We start from the raw sequence: 19,873 nt of genomic DNA, 5'->3' as shown, positions 1-19,873 counted from the left end.
GCCGCTCGCCGTCGTTCGTCTCACGAACGACACCGACGGCCGGGCGGCGACGGTCCCCGCTCTCCGTGTTCGATCCTTCGCTACTCAATATTCTCTAACTCCTGCGTCGAATGAAATTGCCGCGCGCAGCGCAGTACATGTCGAGCGCCGCTACTGCTTCTCGCCGCAGTCCGCCGATACATAGTCGGCGTACGGAAGGCCTGTCTCGTTGTCTTCCAACACCCAATCGGCCACCCGGTTCCACTTTTCGTCATCGATCCGGTATTTCCAGGACAGGTGTGTGCGGTCCCAGATCGTCTCTGCCGTCTCCTGCGGAACTGCCAGCAACGTCGACATCAACTGCACTCCGGCGCCGCGATTGGCATCGTCGGCTATCCAGTCCGATGCCCGGTTCATTGCCGAACAGAATCCTTCTGCGATCTCCGGATTCTGCTCCCGATAGTCGACCGTGGTTGTCCACATTGTCTGCATGCCGAATTCACCTGCTTCCCCGCCTGTCTCGTCGAGCGAGTTCGCCAGGTTCCGGATCGCGAGTCCGTGCTGATCCAGCAGAGCAACGGTGGATGTCGCGCCGACCGAAGCGTCGACCTTTCCGTTGCGCAAGGCCGGTTCCATCGTTGCGCCGGCACCGACCGCGATATAGGTGACGCTGTCCGGATCGAGCCCGTGATCAACCATGATGCTGCGCGCAAACTTCTCGGAGAAGCTACCCCGCTGTACCACACCGACCTGTTTCCCGACGAGATCGGCGACTTCATTGATTCCGCTGTCCTGCAGCGTTATCAAGGACATGTCCAGCTGACCGAAAGGTGGAATCGCAACGAGCCCCTGCCCTTGCGCCATTGCCGGCATCACGTTCTCCGGTGTTCCGACAGCGATCTGTGTCGTGCCGCCGATGAGAGCGGCCGTCAATTCTGGCCCTGAGACAGCGTCGACCGTCTCGACATGCAATCCGGCGTCTGCGAAGAACCCTTCTTCCTGCGCTACGAGGAGAGGAAAAGTGAGCGAATTGCTGTTCATATTGCCAACGGTGACTGTGGTGAGTCCGTCTTCTGTCACATTGGATTCGGTTCCGCCACAGGCCGTGAGGGCGACCATCGCAGCTCCTACTCCTGCCACGGCGATCGCGATGCGGGATCTCGACATCGATTCTCCTAGAAATGTTGACACGGTTGTCTGCGCGGCTCGGACGCCGAGCTCAGTGCAATTGGGCGCGAAGGCGCTCGTAAAGTGCTTGGTACCCACTGTCCGCGGCAATTGTGGCGAGCTCGCGGGGGCGATCGAGATCGACTCTGACGTCATCGAGGATCTTGCCCTCACCCATGAGAAGGATCCTGTCTGCCAGAGCGATGGCCTCACCCAGGTCGTGGGTGACGAAGATGACCGCTCGATGTTCCTCCTGTTGCCACAGCTGAAGGAACACTTCCTGCACCGATAGTCGTGTGTTGACGTCCAGAGCCGCAAACGGCTCGTCCATCAGCAGCACATCGGGATTCAGCGCCCAGGTACGTGCCAGCGCAACACGCTGGCGCATCCCCTGCGACAGTTGCCACGGCCAGAGCCTCTCGGACTGACCCAGGTGCACTGCATTCAGCCACCGGCGTGCGATATTGCGACGTTCAGCCTTACGCATCCCGCGCAGCTCGAGACCGTACTCGACATTGCGCAACGCACTTCGCCACGGCAACAACGCATCTCGAGCTGGCATGTAACCTAGGTGATTTCGGGCCGAGCGCGGCTCCTTACCTGCCACCGACACCGTGCCCTCGGCAGGATCGACCAGACCCGCCACCATATTGAGCAGAGTCGTCTTTCCACATCCGCTGCGCCCGACCACAGCGGTGAATTCTCCCGCGGGAACAGTGAGATCTATGTTGTCGAGGATGGTTCGCGTACCGCCCTGAGGATCAGGGAAGCTCACCTTCACGCCTGACAGTGTGATCGCGTCCTGTCGACCCGTGTGTGTCGCTCGTTCAGTGAGGGCAGGGCTGTGTCGCGTCATCGATGTTGCGCTCATGTGTTCACTCCAATTCAATTCCGAGAAACGGGGGCTGTCAGCGATCCACCGGTGGTTGCCAGCGCAGGAACTGTCGTTCGGCCAGACCCATGAACTGGTTGAGGACGACGGCAATTACCGCCAACAGCAGGAGGATCGCGTAGACCGCCTCCATCCGATAGGTCGCGGAATATGTTGCAATCAGCTGGCCCAGTCCGTTTCGGGCCGAGATCAGCTCGGAACCGACGACGCCCAGCAGGGAGTAGATCAGCCCGAGTCGGAGCCCCGCAAAGATGGCAGGAGTCGCGACAGGGAGGAGCACCTTCACGAAAATCTGATACTTGCTCGCACCCAGCACAGTCGACATACGTAGCCATTCCGCATCTGTGGACCGCACGCCGGCACGCGCTCCGGATAGCACCAGAAAGAACACGAGGGTGGACGCCAGGGCGACCTTCGCAGAGGTGTTGATACCGAGAGCGACGATGAACAACGGCGCAAGGGCGATACGTGGCATCGCGTTGGCTGCCTCGAGATACGGCGTGAGCACGCGCTCTACTCGAGGTAGTAGTCCAAGAGCGACACCGACGAGCACGCCGACCGCCCCGGCGAGAATCCAGGCGATCAGGACTGCAGTCATCGTGTATCGGGTGTTGCTCCACAGCTCGCCGGATTGCAATGCGGTGACGAAGTAGTCCCACGACTGTCCGGGAGACTTCGCGAGGACCGGGTCCAACCATCGCTGCGTGGCTGTCAGTTGCCACAACCCCAGCCATACTGCGCCGAGCAGGATCTGCGCAGCAAGGACTGTCCCGTTCTCCCGCGAGAGACGTAGACGTCCGCTTCGCGGCTTCGTGTGATCGTTCCTTCGGATCGAGGGATCTCGAGTGAGTTGCATGGGTGCTCCGTTGGTAGCCAGGGACATCGAACGGTGCCGGTGTTCGTTTCGTCCGCTGTGTTCGTCGGGGAGTTCGCTCATCCGATCGGCCCTCCACTTTCGTACCCATGGCATCGTCCGCGGGTACAGCAGGGATTCAGATCGGCTTCTCCGAATGGAGAGTGACGCGATGCAAGACACGCTGGGCGAGAAATACCTCGTACAGTTCGCCGAAGATCGCCGCGTCGATCGGCTCATCCAGCCGAATCCCCGTGATGCGGGCACCGATCGTGCCGATCCGAGGAATGAACTCGAGCGTCATGGCTTGACCTCACTGTTTCAAGGTGCGCTGAGCGCGAAGGTGAGCAGGTAGGTGTCTCAGGTCACAAACTAACACCTCGTGTGGTTTATGTCGACAAAAATAATTTACCAGCGCGCCAGGGTCCGATCGTCGGATACAATTGCCGTCGACATTAAACTGAGCCCGTCCCTGCGGATCAGGAGCGAGACGGCAACGGAACTCGCACGGGAGTGAGACGTATGGCGCGCAAGCGAACCCAGGACTTGCCCGATCTTTCCGCTCTGATGCTTCCGCGCAACGAGTGGATGGTCGCCATCGAGCAAGCAGTTCTGCGCCGGCAGCAGGACGCCCTGGCGGCCACACCCCTACCGGAACAGATCGCCGCGAAGCTCGCGGCGCTCATCGCACTCAATTTCGTTCGTACGGGTCAGCGACTCCTCGAACAGGACATCAGCGCCGCACTCAAGGTCAGTCGCGCTCCGGTGCGCGAGGCTCTGCGGATTCTCGAGCGCGACCGCCTCGTCGAGTTCCAGGCCCGCCGTGGCGCGATGGTTCCAGCGCCTCGAGCAAAGGACCTCAACGACGTCTTCGACATCCGTTCGCAGCTGTACGGCATGATCCTCCACGAGGAAATCCTGGAGCAACACGACGATCTGGTCGTACTGTTCGACCGTCATATCCCCCGGATCCTGACGGCAGCAGACGAATCGGTCGATGCGTACGCGGTTGCCACCTTCCTCCTCAACAGTGAGGTGGCGGAACTGTCGGACAACCACATCCTTGCTGACCTGCTGCAGTCCGTTTCCTTACAGACACTGCGCTACGTGCGTATGGCCCTCGCCGCCAACCCCGACACCATCAGACACAATTTGAAAGGTTGGCAGGCGTTGCACGAAGCGATTCGCAACAGCGACTGCACACTCGCCGTGGACCTGGCTCGCGAGAGGATCGCCAGAGTCCGGACGTACGCAGTGAAGTACCTCGGCAGTGATGCGGAGGAAGCGGAAGACAGGTTCGTCGAGACCGGCGCATGACAAGGTAGTTGGCGGGAGTTCCGCCAACTACCTTGTCCTGGATCCATATTCGACAACCGCAGCCCGCATGACCGCTTTCCCGTGCCGATTCGGCCGACCGACGTAAGCGTGCGCGCCAGTCAGTACTTGTCGTCGGCGGAGGAGTCGGCACAGGCCAGCGGATCGATCGCCGCGATCCGGGCACGATCACGCTCGGGGTTGACGGTCAGCGCCATGACTACGGCGCCGATGATGGCCACGACACCGAAGATCTGGAAGGCGGTCGTGTACCCCTCGGCCGGCGTGGTCGCCGCATCGACGAGGCGACCGGTGAGCCACGGCGCGAGGATGCCGGAGGTCGAGAACAGCGCGGTGAATACACCCAGAGTCGAGGCAACCTGACGCTCCGGGCTGACGTGTGCCACCGTGACGTTCATCAGCGGGTAGCTGGCCACTCCGACTCCGTATCCCGCGACCACGAGGAACACGGCCAGCCACGCGCTGTCCACCAACGGGAGGGCCGCCAGCATGCCGCCACAGACGAACAATGCCACCACCGACACCATTCCCCGCGAGATCCGCACCGTCATGCCACGGCCGACAAGCCGATCGGTAAGGAAGGACACCAACAGCATCGACGCCATCCCGGTCACGCTCGGCAGCGCGAACAGCAGCCCGGAATTGACCCGGCTGAGCCCGAGTCCCTGTTCGAAGTAGGACGGCAGCCAGGTAAGAATCACCGCAACCATGCCGTAGAGGGCGAACATACCGAGTACCCCGCCCCAGAAGGTGGGCAACGCCGCGATTCGCAGGAAGCCGACCCGCTCCACCTTGCCGGCGGATCCAGCCTTCGCGCGCTCACGAGCGCTGTTCACCGAGTAGGGGCCATCCTTGCCCACAACCAGCCACACGGCAGCCCATACCAGGCCGACGATCATCAGAGTCCAGAATGCCGCCTTCCATCCATATGCCGCGACGATCACTGTGAGCGCGGGCGCCACAAGTATCTTCGACAGCGACGTACCGGAGGTGACCACCGCGGAGGGAAGACCGCGCTTACTCTTGGGAAACCATCCGAACACCGCGACGTTGTTCAGAGCACCAGCGGGACCTTCCGCTGCTCCGAGCAACACGCGGCTGATGATCAGCGCGGTAAACGTGCCCACCAGCAATACGGGGATCTGAACCAGCGACCACAACAGGGCCATACCCAGCAGAACCCAAACGATGCGCACTCGATCGGCGATGAAGCCGCCCGCCAGTCCGGTGATCACGAACAGGACGTAGAAGACACTGCCCAAGAGTCCGATGTCCGCGTTCGACAGGCCCAGATCCTCGGACAGCGGGCGGGCGACGATCCCGAGTACAGCCTTGTCAGCGAAATTGACGGTTTGCAGAATCATCACGAGGAACGTGATACTCCACGCAGCGCGGGCGGTCGGAGCGCTCACCGTCGAGGTTGTCCTGACGCCGCCGACGGGGTTGTCGGCCTGGTCGGCGGGATCCGGGAGTGTCATATACCTATCCTCACCACTTGCCGGCGTGATGCAAGCAGCTATTCGCCGCACCGTCCGCGATTCATCGGTGAGTGCCCGAATCCTCTTACACCACCGTCGCACCTACCGATGGGCGGTCGATTTCCCGCATTGTCGCTCCAACCAGCAAGCACCACGTCCGGATGCGTGCGGAGCGGCCGCGGCCGGCAAGCGATGGAGCATAGGCGCCGCTCATCTATGCGGGAACCTCACCGCGGAGAGTGATGCGGTTGAGGACCCGTTCCTGGGTACCGTAGCCGTGGATTGCGTAGTGCATGGTGCACCGGTTGTCCCACATGACGAGGTCCCCTTCGCGCCACGCATGACGGTAGACGTTGTCCGGTGTAACCGAATTCCGATACAGGAACTCGAGTAGGGGTTCGCTTTCTTGTCGAGTCCACCCGTCGATGCAGGCATTTTCCCGGTGTCCCACGAACAGCGCTTTCCGGCCGGTCTCCGGGTGAGTGCGCACCAGCGGATGCACCGCGGTCGGGGTGTCCTCCTCAGCGACGTTGAGCATACGGCCGAGCCGGATCCCACTGAATCGCACTTTCAGACCGTTCAAGGTGTCGCGAAGCGCCGGGGACAGGCGTTCGTAGGCGAGGTACTGATTCGACCACATCGTGTCCCCGCCAACCGGGGTGGTGATCGCCGACAGCATCGTGATCTTCGGTGGTGCCGCGGTGAACGATCCGTCGTAATGCCAGGCCTCGGTGGCCGTGGTCTCCTTCTTGACGTTGGCGACCTGGAATATCTCCGGATGCCCATCCAAGGGATTCAGCATCTCGGTGACCACCGGCTCGCCCCACAGCCGGGCAAACTCGATCTGCGCCAAAGGCTTTACGTACTGATCACGGAACACGAGCATGCAGTGGTCTGCGAACGCCGAGCGCAGCGCCTTCAACGTCCGATCGTCCAAGGGCTCGTCCAGACGAACGCCGCCCACTGCGGCGCCGATAGATCCGGTCAGGGGGGTGACACAAAGCTTCACGAGTACTCCTCATTGTCGGCAGGTTCTTCGCGATTCGAATAGCCGGAGTAGGTCGGCCAGGTGGTGCCAGTCACAATTTAACAGCCATCACAATTTATGTCGACAACATTCTTCCGAGCTGACCCGATCACCGAACGATGGCTCGGCAGGCCAGATACCGCTGGCGCTCCGATGAATACCCGCCAACCTCTCCGGTGCGGCCCGTTGACCGAAAGAGGGACGGAGGGTCCGATGCCCGCCTGCGAGACTCCGTTGGCCACCCAGGCGAGCATCGGAAGGGTCATGCTCCGACGTTGACGAGTTGTTTGCCGAAGTTTCCGCCGGTGAGCATCGCGATGAACGCCTTGGGTGCAGCTTCCAACCCCTCCGCGACGTCCTCCCGGTACTTGATCTTCCCCTCAGCGAGCCAACCGGAGAGTTCACCGATCGCAGTTGGCCAGTAGTCGCGATGCTCGGCGATCACGAACGAATAGACCGTGACCCGATGCATCAGCAGGTGACGTAGGCCTCTCAGGCCGTACGGCTCGTCAGCGTTGTAGTCACTGATGTTGCCGCACAGCGCGATGCGCGCGTGATCGTTGATCCTCCCCAGCACGGCGTCGAGCACGGGACCTCCGACGTTCTCGAACAAGACGTCGACATAGTCGGGCGTTGCGGCCTCGAGCTGCTTCTCGAAGTCCGGCGACTTGTAGTCGATGCAGTCATCGAAGCCGAGTTCTTCGACGACGTACCGACACTTCTCGGAGCCGCCGGCGATGCCCACCACTCGACAGCCCTTGATCTTGGCGATCTGCCCGACCACACCTCCGACCGCGCCGGAGGCAGCAGTCACGACGACAGTCTCACCGACCACAGGTTTGGCCAGCTCGAGAAGTCCATAATGCGCTGTGGCTCCGGTCATTCCGAGTACGCTGAGCGCGGCGGACACGGGACCGGCACTCCGCTCGATAACCCGGACCGCGTCCTTGGTCACCACCCCGTGGGACTGCCATCCGAGAGAGCACGCGATGATGGTGCCCTTCGGCAGTTCCGATTCATTGCTCTCGATCACCTCGGCGATGGTGGCACCCGGCATGATGTCACCCGGGTTCAGGTGCGGCACGTAGGAGCGCACCGGGTCCATCATCGGCCGCATGTACGGGTCCAACGACAAGTACAGAACCCTGACCAGGGCCTGCCCATCTCCGGGCCGAGGCAGGTCCGTCGTCTCGATGGTGAAGTCGTCCTCGGAGACCATGGCGCCAGGGTGGCGCCGCATCGTCACCTTCGTCTTGAGTTCGGTCATCTCACGCACCCAACCCACGCAGCAGCGCCTCGGCGTTGCGATACATGTAGGCGTCGAGTGCCTCGTCGTCGATGTCGAGTTTCAGGGTCTCGTGCACGGACTCCTCGACGCCACAGAACGAGTAGGCCGATGCGTAGACGAACCGGTTCGGCAGCCAGTTGATGCCCTGGGTGTAGCCCTGGCCGCCCGGGGCGAAGGCATACACATCGGGCGACACGAACACGTTGTGAATGCCCGTGGCCTCGCTCTTGAACGCCAATGCGATTGCCTCGTTGACGTAGGGGAAGCAGCCGTGGCCGAGGATGACCGGCATCGTGGGGTGGCGCTTGGCAACGCGGTCGAAGCGAACCGGATCGGTGTGGCTGATATCGGGCCCGGCGAGCGGCCCGGTCATGAACAACAGTGGGACACCGAGTTCGGCGATCTTCTCGTAGATCGGGAAGATCCGCTCGTCGTCGGCGTACATGGGCTCTCGCGCCAGGCCCGGTTCCATACAGACACCGACCAGGCCGTATTCCTTCATCGCGGTGTCGAGTCCGGTGATGATCTCTTCGGTGGACTTGTCGAAGTCGATGCCGGCGATCCCGAGGACGCGGTTGTCGGTGCGCTGCGTCAGTTCGGCCAAATCGGCGTCTTCGATGTGCACCGGCACAGGGCGATTCACCGAATGGCGGCCATTCATCACACCGAGTCGGACTCCGACGGCATCCATCTCGTCGATGAGCGCCCGCAGTGCGCGTTCCTCTGCCTGAGGAAAGGGATCGGTACTGATGGTGTACGAGCGGGGAACACTGTGGCCGAGGATGCGATTGACCGAGCCCACCACGGTGGGTGTGAAGAAGTTGCGATACGGGCCGGTGGGGGGCCGCAGCCGGAAGTCGATGATCTTGCCTTGGAGGCGGGCGAGACGTTCTGCAGACGAAGCACTCATGACTGTCTCCTGAATTCGGATTCATGAACCGGGGCCGGAATTTGTTGACCCGCTGCCTAGCAGAATACAAGAATTTTGATTAATGTCGACATCAATTCTTAATCGAGCCGAAGGAAGTAGCTCATGCGAGCAGCGCGTGCAGTCCCCCATCCCGAAGGCGGCGAGGTGGCCGTCCTCGAAGTACCTACGCCCACACCGGGACCTGATCAGGTGCTGGTGAAGGTGAAGGCCGCAGGGCTCAACCGCGGAGAAATCCTGCAGACCGGCCGACTACGCACCGGCGAGCCGCAACCGATCGGGGTCGAGTTCGCGGGCGAGGTGGCCGCGGTCGGTGCCGGCGTGACCCAGTGGCACGAAGGCGACCGAGTAATGGGCCACGGCAACGGCGGGCAGGCAGAGTACGCGTCGGCCGCATCGCGCGCCCTGATGCGCATCCCGGACTCCATCTCCTGGGCCGAGGCCGCGGCCTTCCCCAACGTATTCATCACCGCGCACGACGCGCTGATCACCAACGGACAGTTACAGTCTGGCGAGACATTGCTGGTCAATGCAGCATCGAGCGGCATCGGGCTCGCCTCGATCGAGATCGGCCGCGCGCTGGGCGCCTCCCGCGTCGTCGCCACGTCCCGTTCGGCAGACAAGGTCGAGCGGCTGAAGGCGTTGGGCGTGGACTGCGCAATCGACGTCTCCACAACCGACCAGGCCGATGCCGTCGCCGATTTCACCGCGGGCCATGGCGTCGACGTCCTCATCGACTCGGTCGGAGGCACCACCTTCGAAGCCAATCTCGAGTCCCTTGCTGTTCAGGGCCGATTGGTGAACATCGGACGATTAGGATCGAGCACGGCCACCATCGACCTCAACACGCTGTGGTTGAAGCGATTGAAGCTCATTGGGGTCACGTTCCGCACCCGCACCGAAGAGGAACGGCTGGCCTGCGTACAGGCCTGCGCACGAGACCTGCTCGCGCCATTCGAAGCCGGCAGGATTCGGACGACTATCGACCGGACCTTCCACCTCGACGAGATCGCCGCGGCCCACGCTTACATGCAGACCGACCGGCACTTCGGCAAGATCGTCCTGCTTGTCGACGACGCACTCGCGGGCGCGTCGTGAGAACCGCGTCCCACGTAGAGAAAGTCCACCGGCTCTGCGACTTGCGCGCTCGGTTGGACCCGATCGAGGACTTCGAACTGTGGTATTGGGCCACCCTCACCGCCGGAACCAACGCATACAACGCGTGCTTGCACTCAGCCGGGCTGACGAGCGACGACCCGGTCTTCTCCACCATTCCCGGCGTACACCTCGTGCAGCAGCCCGACGGTGGATACGCGCGAGAACTGCGTGGACCCGGCGACGTCAGCCACGTCGGATGGCCCCCGATCGAAGGTGAGATTCCCGAAGACATCCAATCCCTGGAAATCGCGCTCGAGCTGATCGAGGAACATCGGGACCCCTGTATTCGTGGTGAGCGCCGCCCAACCACGCACATCGTCGACGAATGCGAGCGCGAATTCGCACGGGTGCGAGCGGTCCTGGCCGCCAGGGTCGGAGTGAAGGAGACGGCGTCATGAAGGCGGATCGTCACCGCTACCTTGCGGAGCGCATCGAGCGGTCGGTCGAGCACTGCGGTGACCGTGACTGGGAGATGAGTATCGAGGCCGCAATGCTGGCCGGCACACACTGGGCAAATTATGCCCTGCACCGCCACGGCGTCACTCCCGAAGCCGAGGACATCGTGCACACGTCCATGCTGGTGGTGAACACACTGCGCAAGTACTCCATCGTCGAACCCGAGATGCTCCGTGCCCTCGGCGACATCGAAGAACTCCGCCCACTCTTCGTCCGCGGCGACGTGGACGGCGGGCCGGCCGCAGCACAGCAAGCGCTCGCCCTGCTGTCGCAAATCTCTTCGTGCGCACGAGAATCCGAACCACCCAAAGAGTAGGAGACTTCCGTGAACGGTCTGATGATGCATCGCCCCCTGTTGGTATCCTCGCTCCTCACGCATGCCGCACGTCACCATGGCCGGCAGGAAATCGTCTCCCGGCGGGCCGAAGGCGACCTGCATCGCTACACCTTCGGCGATCTTGCCGTCCGGTCCCGCAAGCTGGCTCAGGCACTCGAGTCGCTCGGCGTGCAACCGGGCACTCGGGTCGCAACCTTGGCCTGGAACGGATACCGGCACCTCGAGCTCTACTATGCGGTCTCCGGATCCGGCGCCGTCCTCCACACCCTCAACCCACGGCTGCATCCCGACCAGCTCGAGTGGATCGTCGCGGACGCCGAAGACACGGCGCTCTTCTTCGACCTCACGTTCCTGCCCGTCATCGAAGAACTCGCTCCGCGTCTCACCGGCGTGCGGCACTTCGTGCTGATGTCGGACCGCGACCACCTGCCGGTCGGCTCCGGCGCGCTCCTGGCCTACGAGGATCTACTCGAGGCACAGAACGGAAACTACGAATGGCCAGAGCTCGACGAGAACACCGCTTCCTCGCTGTGTTACACGAGCGGAACCACCGGAAATCCCAAGGGCGTCCTCTACAGCCATCGATCGACCGTCCTGCATTCCTTCGCGGTCGCCCTGCCCGATTCGATAGGTCTGTCCGCACGCGACAGCGTGTTGCCGATCGTGCCGATGTTCCACGTCAACGCGTGGGGCCTCCCGTACGCCGCGTGCATGGTGGGCGCGAAGGTCGTCTTCCCGGGGCCCGACCTCGATGGCGGCGCGCTGTACCGCCTGCAGGAAACCGAGCAGGTCACGGTATCCGCGAGCGTTCCCACCGTCTGGCAGGGGCAACTCGAGTACGCCGAACGGCAACAGCTGCGCTTCACTACGCTGCAGCGTGCCGTAATCGGCGGGGCCGCGTGTCCCCCCGCGATGCTCCGCGACCTCCAAGAGACCCATGGAGTCACAGTCGTCCACGGATGGGGCATGACCGAGACCAGCCCGTTCGGTACTGCCTCGGTCCTGAAGTCCACGCATCTTCAGGCGCGGCCCGAGGAACGGTACGCCGTGCAGGGCAAGCAAGGACGATGCGTCTTCGGCATGGACCTGAAGATCATCGATGACTCCGGACGCGAACTGCCGTGGGACGGGGTGTCCGCCGGTCACGTCATGGCTCAGGGTCTTTGGGTCATGTCGCAATACTTCGGGCGGACCGACCAGGACCCGCTCGTCGACGGCTGGTTCCCCACCGGCGACATCGCCACCATCGACGCGGATGGATTCATGCAGATCACCGACCGCAGCAAGGACGTCATCAAGTCGGGTGGCGAATGGATCAGTTCCATCGACATCGAGAACATCGCGATAGGCCACCCGGACATCGTCACAGCAGCATGCATCGGCGTACGACACCCCAAGTGGGACGAACGCCCCCTGCTGGTAGCGGTACGGAAATCTGGCGCAGCCATCTCCGCCGAGGAACTGCTCACCCACTTCACGGACAAAGTAGCGAAGTGGTGGATCCCAGACGGCGTCGTCTTCGCCGACTCGATTCCTACGGGAGCCACGGGGAAGATACTCAAATCTCCACTGCGGGAACAGTTCCAGGACTATCTCATCGAGCCCGGACGATAGCCACGCCACGCACCCCATCCGAAGCGCATGTCGGATTTCCAAGCCCCTTAGGCCAATTGCCATCCACCACATGGCTGAGAGTTACGGACCGTGAAACATGAGTAGTCAGTTGAGCAGCCACCAGACCGTCACACGCAGCCCCGAAGGCGAATCGACCGCAGCCCGGATCCGCGGTGCGGTGGGCTCACTCGTACCCGGCTTGACGCTGTGTGCGGCTGCCACCGCCCTCGCGATGGGTATCGGCCGGTTTCTACCCACAGTAAGCCCCCTGCTGATCGCGATCGTGCTCGGCGCCGCGCTGTCGAACGTCGCGCGCCTACCCGAACGCGTACGACCTGGGCTTCAGTTCTCCGCAAAGAAATTGCTGCGGGTGGGCATCGCCCTCCTTGGGCTTCAGTTGATGTTGAGCGACATCGTCGGACTGGGCTGGGGCGTCATCGTCATGGTCGTCGCGATCGTGTGTCTGGGCATCGTGGGGACGATGTTTGCAGGCAAGCTTCTCGGTCTCAGTTGGACTCAGCGAATGCTCATCGCCTGTGGTTTCTCGATCTGCGGCGCGGCCGCGGTTGCGGCGGCGGACAGCGTCGTAGACGCCGACGAAGAAGAGGTGGTCACTGCGGTCGCGTTGGTCGTAATCTTCGGCACGCTCATGATCCCGACGATCCCGTTACTGTCGGGAATATTGGGACTCTCCGATACCAGTGCCGGTCTGTGGGCAGGTGGGTCCATCCACGAGGTGGCGCAGGTGGTCGCCGCGGGCGGCGCAATCGGCGGCGCCGCATTGGGTGTGGCCGCGGTGGTGAAACTCGCCCGCGTGCTCATGCTCGCCCCGGTCATGGCGGTCTTGAGCGTGCGCCAACGCAGACTCGCCGGAGCCGGCGCCAATGTGAAGCGTCCGCCGTTGATCCCGCTGTTCGTCCTTGCGTTCCTCGCCTGCGTCGGACTGCGATCGTCCGGCCTGCTACCCGCCGACATCCTCGCGAACACAAGAATCGCCCAGACAGCCCTCCTCACCGCCGCGATGTTCGCCCTGGGCGCGGGAGTCCAGATCGCGACGATCAGGAAAGTCGGCTCCCGCCCGTTCATCCTCGCCGCGATGTCGACCGTGTGGGTCATGTCCATCGCATTCGTCGGAGTGTCGCTGGCAGGATAGTCCGCCGCCCGCCGAACAGGCGGAATATCTTGCTGCACAGTAAACTCGGTCGCTCCACGCCGACCAATCATCTTGCGCGACCAAGGAGCACCTCGTCTCAGGCGAGTAACTTGTCCTTCAACGCTGCAAGTGTGTCCGGGCTCAGCCCCAATCCGTCTGTGAGGTAGTCGGCCACCGATCCGTAACGCGATTCGAGTTCGTCGATGCCGGCTTGCAGGTAGCTGTCCTCAACGCCGAGCAGCGGCTCGAACAGTTGAGCAACGTCCTCACCCTGGGTTGCAGCAATGGAAGCGCGGGTCTTCGCTGCCCACTCCTTGTTGTATTCGTTGGTGAGCAAGTAGTCGCTCATGATCGTCGCATCGTCCACGCCTGCGACACTCTGCAACAACATCGAGGCCCAGCCGGTGCGGTCCTTACCTGCTGTGCAGTGGAATACCTGCGCGCCCTCGGTGGTGGCCAGACCTGTGAGCAGATCCCTGAAGGCGGCACGTTCGACATCGCCGGTCACGAAGGCGCGGTTGATCTCCCGCATCATGTTTCGGGCGTCCTCCGGCGATCCGATCTGATCGACCATCTCGTAGAGGTTCCCCGACAGGATCGGGATTCGAACGTAGTCGACGCCCACCGGCAGGCGATTGGGCTTCTCACCGACCTCTTCATCGGTACGGAGATCGTAGATCGCTTCCAAGCGAAGCGCGTCGAGGGTTGCGAGGTCGGCATCGTCCGGAACGATTGCGTCGGCACGATAGAAGACACCCTTTGCCATACGGGCGCCCTCGGCGCCGACATAACCGGCGCCCGTACCGGCTACGTCACGGAAGTTCGGCACGCTCGTCAGACGTGGAGCGTCACCATGAGGCAGGTGAGGGCCGAGTAGTGCGGAAGAACCGGTGTCGATGTTCGGGACCAGCGGCGCGGGCGGTTGTGCGTGCGCGAGGCCGGCGAGGCCGACGGTGGGTGACAGTGCGACTGCCAGCACGACAGCAGCGATCACGGGGCGGTGTCGGAGCATGAAGCAAGGGTCCTTTCAATGGCGGACAGGCGATTTGATGCAGAGATTATTGGGTGGGGCCAGAAGGTAGACGACTCCGTCGTCGAGCGAACCCAGCTCTCCCGCCCAGCGGTCACATCGCCGGCTGCTCGACTCGGGCCGGGACCGACTGTGCTTCCGCTGGGCGGGAGACTACCCATTCGAGGCGGATGAACGGCTCTAACGTCATCGGCAGCATTCTGGTGTCGAGGAGGTTCGTTGATGGCTGCACGCAGGACTGATCTGCATCCCGATGTCGAGGCGATGCTGGCCACGTTGGAGGCCGGCTTCCCTGACGTCACGCAATATGATGCGCCGGAGCTTCGGGAGTTGATCCTCTCGCGGCGGGGTGCGTTGACGCATGAGCCCGATATGCGGTCTGTCGTCGACCTCACCATCGCCGGTCCCGGCGGTGAACTGCCGTTGCGCATCTATGTCCCACACGGCGATGCCGACGGTCCGCGACCCGTGATCGTGTTCGCTCACGGCGGCGGATTCGTATTCTGCAACGTGGACACCCACGACGAATTGTGCCGCTCGATGGCACACGCGGTGGACGCCGTCGTCGTGTCCGTCGACTATCGACTGGCGCCGGAGCATCGAGCGCCCGCTGCAATGGAAGACATGTACGCAGCGGTGCAATGGGCGGTCGACGAGATCGGCTCTTACGGAGGCGATCCAGCTCGCATCGCGGTGGCGGGCGACAGTGCGGGCGGTAACCTGGCTGCCACCGTGTCGCTTGCCGCGCGCGAGCGCGGCGGGCCGCACCTCGCCGCCCAGATTCTGATCTACGCGGTGATCGACGACGACTTCGAGACCGAATCGTACCGCCGATACGGAGTCGGCTACTACAACAACACATCTGCCATGCGTTGGTACTGGGAACAGTACGCGCCCGGCGGGAGCAACGACATGTATGTGATCCCCGCACGCGCAGAGACACTGGCCGGGCTTCCACCCGCGGTGGTCATTACAGCCGAGCTCGATCCGCCGTGCAGCGCCGGGGAGGCCTACGCGGACAGGTTGGCCGCCGAGGGGGTTCCGGTCACGGAACATCGATTCGACGGGCTGTTCCACGGGTTCCTGACCTTCCCATCGCTGTCCCTTGCCGGCGAGGCTCGCAAGAAGGTCTGGGACATGATGCGTGAAGTGCTCGCTCGCCCGTGACCAAGCTGGGCTGAGCAGGGGCCCTGCTCAGCCCAGCGCGCAGAAGCTGTGTGCCACGCGATCGACGACGATGTTCTCGGGCCATTCCGGATCGAACCACCGATCGACGACACCCCAGTGAATCGGGTGCGCCATGTACTGCCCGCGCAGGCCGTCGAGGTCGGTGAACGTCTGCTCCCACACGTGGGTCCACTCGGTGGGCCCACCGGCATCCGTGACATGACTGAGCTGCCACGTCGCGATCGAGGTGACATGGACCGGCATCAGCAGGAGGTCCCGCTCGAACCGTGCGATCTGTTCCGGGGTGGCTCGGTCGTCGACGCGCAGGAGAAGCGCACGATAGATCGTGGGTGGCGGCGTTTGCCGCGTACCCGAAAGGTGTGCGGCTCCCACCGGCGGTGTTGCGCCGTATTCCACAGAATCGACGGAATCGACCGGGGCCTGCGCAAGCACGTCGTCGACACTCACCCGTAGCATGCCTGCGTCCTCATCGGTGCACCGTGCGTGTACCAGGATGTCTCCCCCGTTGATCGTCCCGGCGAGCGTCGGCGCGGCCACGGCGGTGGTCGACGCGTTCGAGACGGCGGACGTGAGCTGGGTGATGATCTGCTCGCGTAGGTTCTCGTCCTTGTCCGACAGTTGAATCAGCCATGTCATGGCCCTTGTGGCGGTGTCAGACATTGCACAGTTCCTCGATGTCGGTTGCGTCGGCGGCAGTCGATCGCGTGCGTTCGGAGATGAGCAGGCGGACCGACTCCCACCATTGAACGAGTGTCGGATCATGCCGACCCGCGATCGCGGCCTTCCACCAGCTGGACTGTCCGGCAACGGTCCACGTGATCGTGATGATGTTGGATTCGTCGTCGAGCCAGACCGGCGGACTGACGGTGATGCGCTCGAGTGTCATACCGCGCGCCGACGCCGACGGGACGTAGTCGCGCTGATAAGCCTCGACGAAAGCGCGGCCATTACCGGAGGTGGTGACCACGCGGTCCTCGATGTAGATGCACACGTCCGTCATGGAGGCCGAACATAGGTGAACGGAACGGCGCGCGGTGCATCGTGTTTCGCTGATCGGGAAGATGTTTCCGGGCCCCTCCCGTGAATGACGCCTCCCGTCCAGCGGGAGGGGGTACTGCCCCTCTACTCGCGGGAGACCTACCTTCGTGCACGAACCCTCTCGAGTCTTGTCACCGAAGGAAGGTCATCATGGCCGATGCCACAGCTCTCGATTCCACAGTCGACATCAAGAACATCGTCGTCCGCTATCTCGAAGCGGTCGCGACCGGGCCCGCGGCGGACATCGCGGCCCTGTACGCGCCCGATGCCACCGTCGAGGACCCGGTCGGATCGGAGCCGCACCGGGGGCGTGAGGCCATCGCGCAGTTCTACAGCGCATTGGAAGCCGCAGAGATCGATACCACGCTCCTGCATCTTCGTGTGGCAGAACGCAACGCGACCTTCCACTTCCGGGTCGTCACCAAGACCGGCGACCAGACCATCACCATCGAGCCGATCGATGTGATGACCTTCGATCCTGACGGGCTGATCACCTCGATGCGTGCTTTCTGGTCGCCCGAGGACATGCTCACCGGTCAATAGCGTCGAGTCCGTCTTCGGACGTATCGGCAGACCACCCTCAACCAAGGAGTTCCTCATGAATCGCCTCACCGGGCAACACATTCTCGTCACCGGGGCGGGTTCCGGCATCGGTCAGGCAACCGCATTGCGGTTGGCCGCCGAGGGCGCCACTGTGGTGGCCGCCGACATCAACGGTGACGGCCTGGCCGCAACTACTGCGCGTGCCGCGGACACAGGGATATCCGAGGAGATCACCACCCTCGAGATGGATATCGGCGACGAGGCTTCGGTGGTGGCGGGCGTGGCCGAGACCGTCGATCGGCTCGGCGGGCTCGATTCCGTGGTCAACGCCGCCGGCATGCTGCGGGCCGCCCACACCCACGCGATGTCGCTCGATGCCTGGAATCAGATCCTCACCGTGAACCTGACCGGCACCTTTCTGGTAGTGCGCGAGGCACTTCCCGCACTTTTGGCCAATCCAACCAGCGCCGTGGTGAACTTCTCGTCGACCTCGGCATCGTTCGCCCACCCGTACATGGCGGCATACTCCGCCAGCAAGGGCGGAATTCAATCGTTCACCCATTCGCTGGCGCTCGAATACAGCCGCCAAGGTCTGCGTGCAGTGAACGTGTGCCCGGGCAGCATCAAGTCGGGTATCACCGAGGGCACAGGCCAGTGGATGCCGACCGACGCCAACTGGGAGTTGCTGGCCAAGCTCTCGCCTGCATTGCCGACCACCCTGGAATCAGGCGGGGCAGGGATGGGTTCGCCGGACGCCGTCGCCGGTGTTGTCGCGATGCTCGTCTCTACGGACGGCGCGTTCATCAGTGGCACCGAGATCCGCATCGACGGCGGTACACACGCATAGACCGAACAACAACTTTCGCTGATCCGGCCGCCGAGCGCTTCACCCGCGAGAAGGTGCACGCGCTCGACGGCCGGTATGCAACGCTACTCGTCTGCGGACGCAGCGATGCCCGCCCGTCGGCCGAAGAACGTGCCGTCGCCGAGGGATGTACCGCTGATATACCCCCACGAATGCAGACCCGACGTCGCGCGCCCGGCCGCGAACAGACCCGGTATCGGATCGCCGTCGAGGTTCAGGACCCGGCCGTCGACAGTAGTGTGCACACCACCGATCGTGAAGACCTCGGCGCCTCCCGAGCCGGCGCTGTCGCCGTACTCGGGTGGGGCCATGCCGCGCTGAACATCGATCGCGGCGAACGGCGGCCGGAGCGGCCGCAACCAACGGTCAGACTTGTGGAAGTACGGATCCTCACCGCGCTCGGCGAATCGGTTGTACTCTCCGACGGTGGTCTGCAACGCGCCCTCGGGCATCCCGATCTCGCGTTCGAGGTCCCCGAGGGTTTCGGCCACGAAATGCGGCTGCACTCCCCACCGCTCCTCGACCGGCACCTCCTCGTAGGCCTGCTCATCGAGGATCACCCACACGTTCAAGTTGTGTTTGAACAACGCCGCCTGCCCCACCAGGCCCGGATACACGTCCTCGTTGATGAACCGCTGACCGACGCCGTCGACGATCATCCCGCGCACCATCATCCCCGGTACCAGCGAAATACCGACCTGGCCGGCCGACATGTGCTTGACCGCAGCCCCGACGGCCTGCGCGATGACGATTCCGCGACCGTCGTCGCCGCCATCGCTGTTGACGCCCCTGCCCACCAACTGCGGAGCGTGTTGGGCAAGCATCTCTTTGTTGTCCGCGAAGCCACCGGTGGTCAGTACGACCCCGCGCCTCGCGCGATAGGTCACCGTCTCCTGGAAATGCCGGGCCACCACACCGACGACGCGATCACCGTCGACGATCAGCCGAAGTGCGGCGGTGTCGGTGTGCACCGCAACGTCGGTCTTGTCGACGGCCTCGCTCAGCACCGCCATGAGCACCTTGCCGCCGAAACCGTCGGAGGTCACCCTGTGCCCACGCGGAGCGGGCGTGGCGATTTCGTTGAACGGATACGCGTTCTCGCCCATCCACATCAGGCCGTCATCGGTGGGTGGAACCCAGGTCGGCGAATCCCACAACGAAGGCTTGAACGGCACACCGTGGTCGACGAGCCATTGATAATGGGCGACACTCTCGCGGCTGTAGAGGCCCACCTTCGCCTGGTCGGCGTCCGGTCCGAGAGCAGCCAGCAGAAATCCTTCCATGTCCTCGGCGGTGTCGGTGAACCCACACGCCTCCTGGATCGCGGTACCACCACCGAGGTACATCTCCCCACCCGACAGCGCCGACGAGCCACCGCCGCCGCTCTGCCGCTCGAGCAAGATCACCTCGGCATCGCCGGCGTCGGCCTCGAGCGCAGCCGACACGCCTGCGCAACCGTAACCGATGACCAGGACATCGGTTACGTGATCGTAGGTGGATATCTCGGCAGCATCGATCGGTGTGACGGGTACGCGTGCGCTCAT

At 63.2% G+C, this 19,873-nt stretch carries 21 protein-coding genes; 9 read left to right on the top strand and 12 right to left on the bottom strand.

Annotated features, from left to right (window positions below; genetic code table 11):
* Positions 1–150 precede the first annotated feature (150 nt).
* From Q7514_RS31210 to Q7514_RS31195, 4 genes are all read right to left on the bottom strand, one after another.
* Positions 151–1,146, bottom strand: a complete 996-nt coding sequence (locus Q7514_RS31210) for an ABC transporter substrate-binding protein (protein ID WP_330137128.1) — start codon at positions 1,144–1,146, stop codon at positions 151–153.
* A gap of 52 nt (positions 1,147–1,198) precedes the next feature.
* The gene (locus Q7514_RS31205; protein WP_330137127.1) at positions 1,199–1,927 is read right to left on the bottom strand and encodes an ABC transporter ATP-binding protein; all 729 of its coding nucleotides are present in this window, start codon (positions 1,925–1,927) and stop codon (positions 1,199–1,201) included.
* 127 nt (positions 1,928–2,054) lie between these two features.
* On the bottom strand, positions 2,055–2,894 hold the full coding sequence (locus tag Q7514_RS31200; RefSeq protein ID WP_330137126.1) for an ABC transporter permease: 840 nt from the start codon (positions 2,892–2,894) through the stop codon (positions 2,055–2,057).
* A gap of 136 nt (positions 2,895–3,030) precedes the next feature.
* Complete coding sequence (locus tag Q7514_RS31195; RefSeq protein WP_330137125.1) at positions 3,031–3,195, bottom strand: hypothetical protein; 165 nt, start codon at positions 3,193–3,195, stop codon at positions 3,031–3,033.
* A gap of 218 nt (positions 3,196–3,413) precedes the next feature.
* Between Q7514_RS31195 and Q7514_RS31190 the strand changes: the two genes are divergently transcribed.
* Positions 3,414–4,208, top strand: coding sequence for a GntR family transcriptional regulator (locus Q7514_RS31190; protein WP_330137124.1), 795 nt, complete (start codon positions 3,414–3,416; stop codon positions 4,206–4,208).
* Between the two features lie 119 nt (positions 4,209–4,327).
* On the opposite strand, the gene Q7514_RS31185 is transcribed toward Q7514_RS31190, so the two are convergent.
* The 4 genes from Q7514_RS31185 to Q7514_RS31170 all read right to left on the bottom strand — a co-directional run bounded on the left by Q7514_RS31185 (position 4,328) and on the right by Q7514_RS31170 (position 8,929).
* A complete protein-coding gene (locus Q7514_RS31185; protein WP_330137123.1) occupies positions 4,328–5,704 on the bottom strand; it encodes an MFS transporter in 1,377 nt (458 codons plus the stop codon).
* A 214-nt stretch (positions 5,705–5,918) separates the two neighbouring features.
* Positions 5,919–6,713, bottom strand: a complete 795-nt coding sequence (locus tag Q7514_RS31180) for a TauD/TfdA dioxygenase family protein (protein ID WP_330137122.1) — start codon at positions 6,711–6,713, stop codon at positions 5,919–5,921.
* Positions 6,714–6,993: 280 nt separating this feature from the next.
* Positions 6,994–7,998 carry an NADP-dependent oxidoreductase gene (locus Q7514_RS31175; protein WP_330137121.1) on the bottom strand — a complete coding sequence of 335 codons (1,005 nt, stop codon included), beginning with the start codon at positions 7,996–7,998 and terminating at the stop codon, positions 6,994–6,996.
* A gap of 1 nt (position 7,999) precedes the next feature.
* On the bottom strand, positions 8,000–8,929 hold the full coding sequence (locus Q7514_RS31170; RefSeq protein WP_330137120.1) for an amidohydrolase family protein: 930 nt from the start codon (positions 8,927–8,929) through the stop codon (positions 8,000–8,002).
* 123 nt (positions 8,930–9,052) lie between these two features.
* On the opposite strand from Q7514_RS31170, the gene Q7514_RS31165 reads away from it, so the two are divergent.
* The 5 genes from Q7514_RS31165 to Q7514_RS31145 all read left to right on the top strand — a co-directional run bounded on the left by Q7514_RS31165 (position 9,053) and on the right by Q7514_RS31145 (position 13,665).
* Positions 9,053–10,045, top strand: coding sequence for an NAD(P)H-quinone oxidoreductase (locus Q7514_RS31165; RefSeq protein WP_330137119.1), 993 nt, complete (start codon positions 9,053–9,055; stop codon positions 10,043–10,045).
* A 41-nt stretch (positions 10,046–10,086) separates the two neighbouring features.
* Positions 10,087–10,503 carry a hypothetical protein gene (locus Q7514_RS31160; protein ID WP_330137118.1) on the top strand — a complete coding sequence of 139 codons (417 nt, stop codon included), beginning with the start codon at positions 10,087–10,089 and terminating at the stop codon, positions 10,501–10,503.
* Positions 10,500–10,877, top strand: coding sequence for a hypothetical protein (locus tag Q7514_RS31155; protein WP_330137117.1), 378 nt, complete (start codon positions 10,500–10,502; stop codon positions 10,875–10,877). Before Q7514_RS31160 ends, Q7514_RS31155 begins: the two co-directional genes overlap by 4 nt.
* A gap of 9 nt (positions 10,878–10,886) precedes the next feature.
* Positions 10,887–12,512, top strand: coding sequence for a 3-(methylthio)propionyl-CoA ligase (locus tag Q7514_RS31150; protein ID WP_330137116.1), 1,626 nt, complete (start codon positions 10,887–10,889; stop codon positions 12,510–12,512).
* A gap of 97 nt (positions 12,513–12,609) precedes the next feature.
* Positions 12,610–13,665 carry a YeiH family protein gene (locus tag Q7514_RS31145; protein WP_330137115.1) on the top strand — a complete coding sequence of 352 codons (1,056 nt, stop codon included), beginning with the start codon at positions 12,610–12,612 and terminating at the stop codon, positions 13,663–13,665.
* Positions 13,666–13,762: 97 nt separating this feature from the next.
* On the opposite strand, the gene Q7514_RS31140 is transcribed toward Q7514_RS31145, so the two are convergent.
* Positions 13,763–14,677, bottom strand: coding sequence for a tyrosine-protein phosphatase (locus tag Q7514_RS31140; RefSeq protein WP_330137114.1), 915 nt, complete (start codon positions 14,675–14,677; stop codon positions 13,763–13,765).
* A gap of 240 nt (positions 14,678–14,917) precedes the next feature.
* Between Q7514_RS31140 and Q7514_RS31135 the strand changes: the two genes are divergently transcribed.
* Positions 14,918–15,862 carry an alpha/beta hydrolase gene (locus Q7514_RS31135; RefSeq protein WP_330137113.1) on the top strand — a complete coding sequence of 315 codons (945 nt, stop codon included), beginning with the start codon at positions 14,918–14,920 and terminating at the stop codon, positions 15,860–15,862.
* A gap of 27 nt (positions 15,863–15,889) precedes the next feature.
* On the opposite strand, the gene Q7514_RS31130 is transcribed toward Q7514_RS31135, so the two are convergent.
* Both Q7514_RS31130 and Q7514_RS31125 read right to left on the bottom strand, forming a co-directional pair.
* Positions 15,890–16,543: a Dabb family protein gene (locus Q7514_RS31130; protein WP_158289190.1), complete on the bottom strand. Its 654-nt coding sequence runs from the start codon at positions 16,541–16,543 to the stop codon at positions 15,890–15,892.
* Positions 16,536–16,883, bottom strand: coding sequence for a hypothetical protein (locus Q7514_RS31125; RefSeq protein ID WP_330137112.1), 348 nt, complete (start codon positions 16,881–16,883; stop codon positions 16,536–16,538). Before Q7514_RS31125 ends, Q7514_RS31130 begins: the two co-directional genes overlap by 8 nt.
* Before the next feature lie 188 nt (positions 16,884–17,071).
* On the opposite strand from Q7514_RS31125, the gene Q7514_RS31120 reads away from it, so the two are divergent.
* A complete protein-coding gene (locus tag Q7514_RS31120) occupies positions 17,072–17,464 on the top strand; it encodes a nuclear transport factor 2 family protein (protein ID WP_330137111.1) in 393 nt (130 codons plus the stop codon).
* Between the two features lie 55 nt (positions 17,465–17,519).
* Positions 17,520–18,311, top strand: a complete 792-nt coding sequence (locus Q7514_RS31115) for an SDR family NAD(P)-dependent oxidoreductase (protein ID WP_330137110.1) — start codon at positions 17,520–17,522, stop codon at positions 18,309–18,311.
* A gap of 83 nt (positions 18,312–18,394) precedes the next feature.
* Here Q7514_RS31115 and Q7514_RS31110 read toward each other — a convergent pair whose 3' ends face one another.
* Positions 18,395–19,873 (bottom strand): FAD-dependent oxidoreductase, encoded by a 1,479-nt coding sequence (locus Q7514_RS31110; protein WP_330137109.1) that lies wholly within the window; start codon positions 19,871–19,873, stop codon positions 18,395–18,397.

It is taken from the genome of Rhodococcus artemisiae (assembly GCF_036327795.1).
Classification (GTDB): domain Bacteria; phylum Actinomycetota; class Actinomycetes; order Mycobacteriales; family Mycobacteriaceae; genus Rhodococcus; species Rhodococcus artemisiae.
Note: the sequence above shows the minus strand (reverse complement) of the source record. Positions and strands in the feature narration are given on the sequence as shown.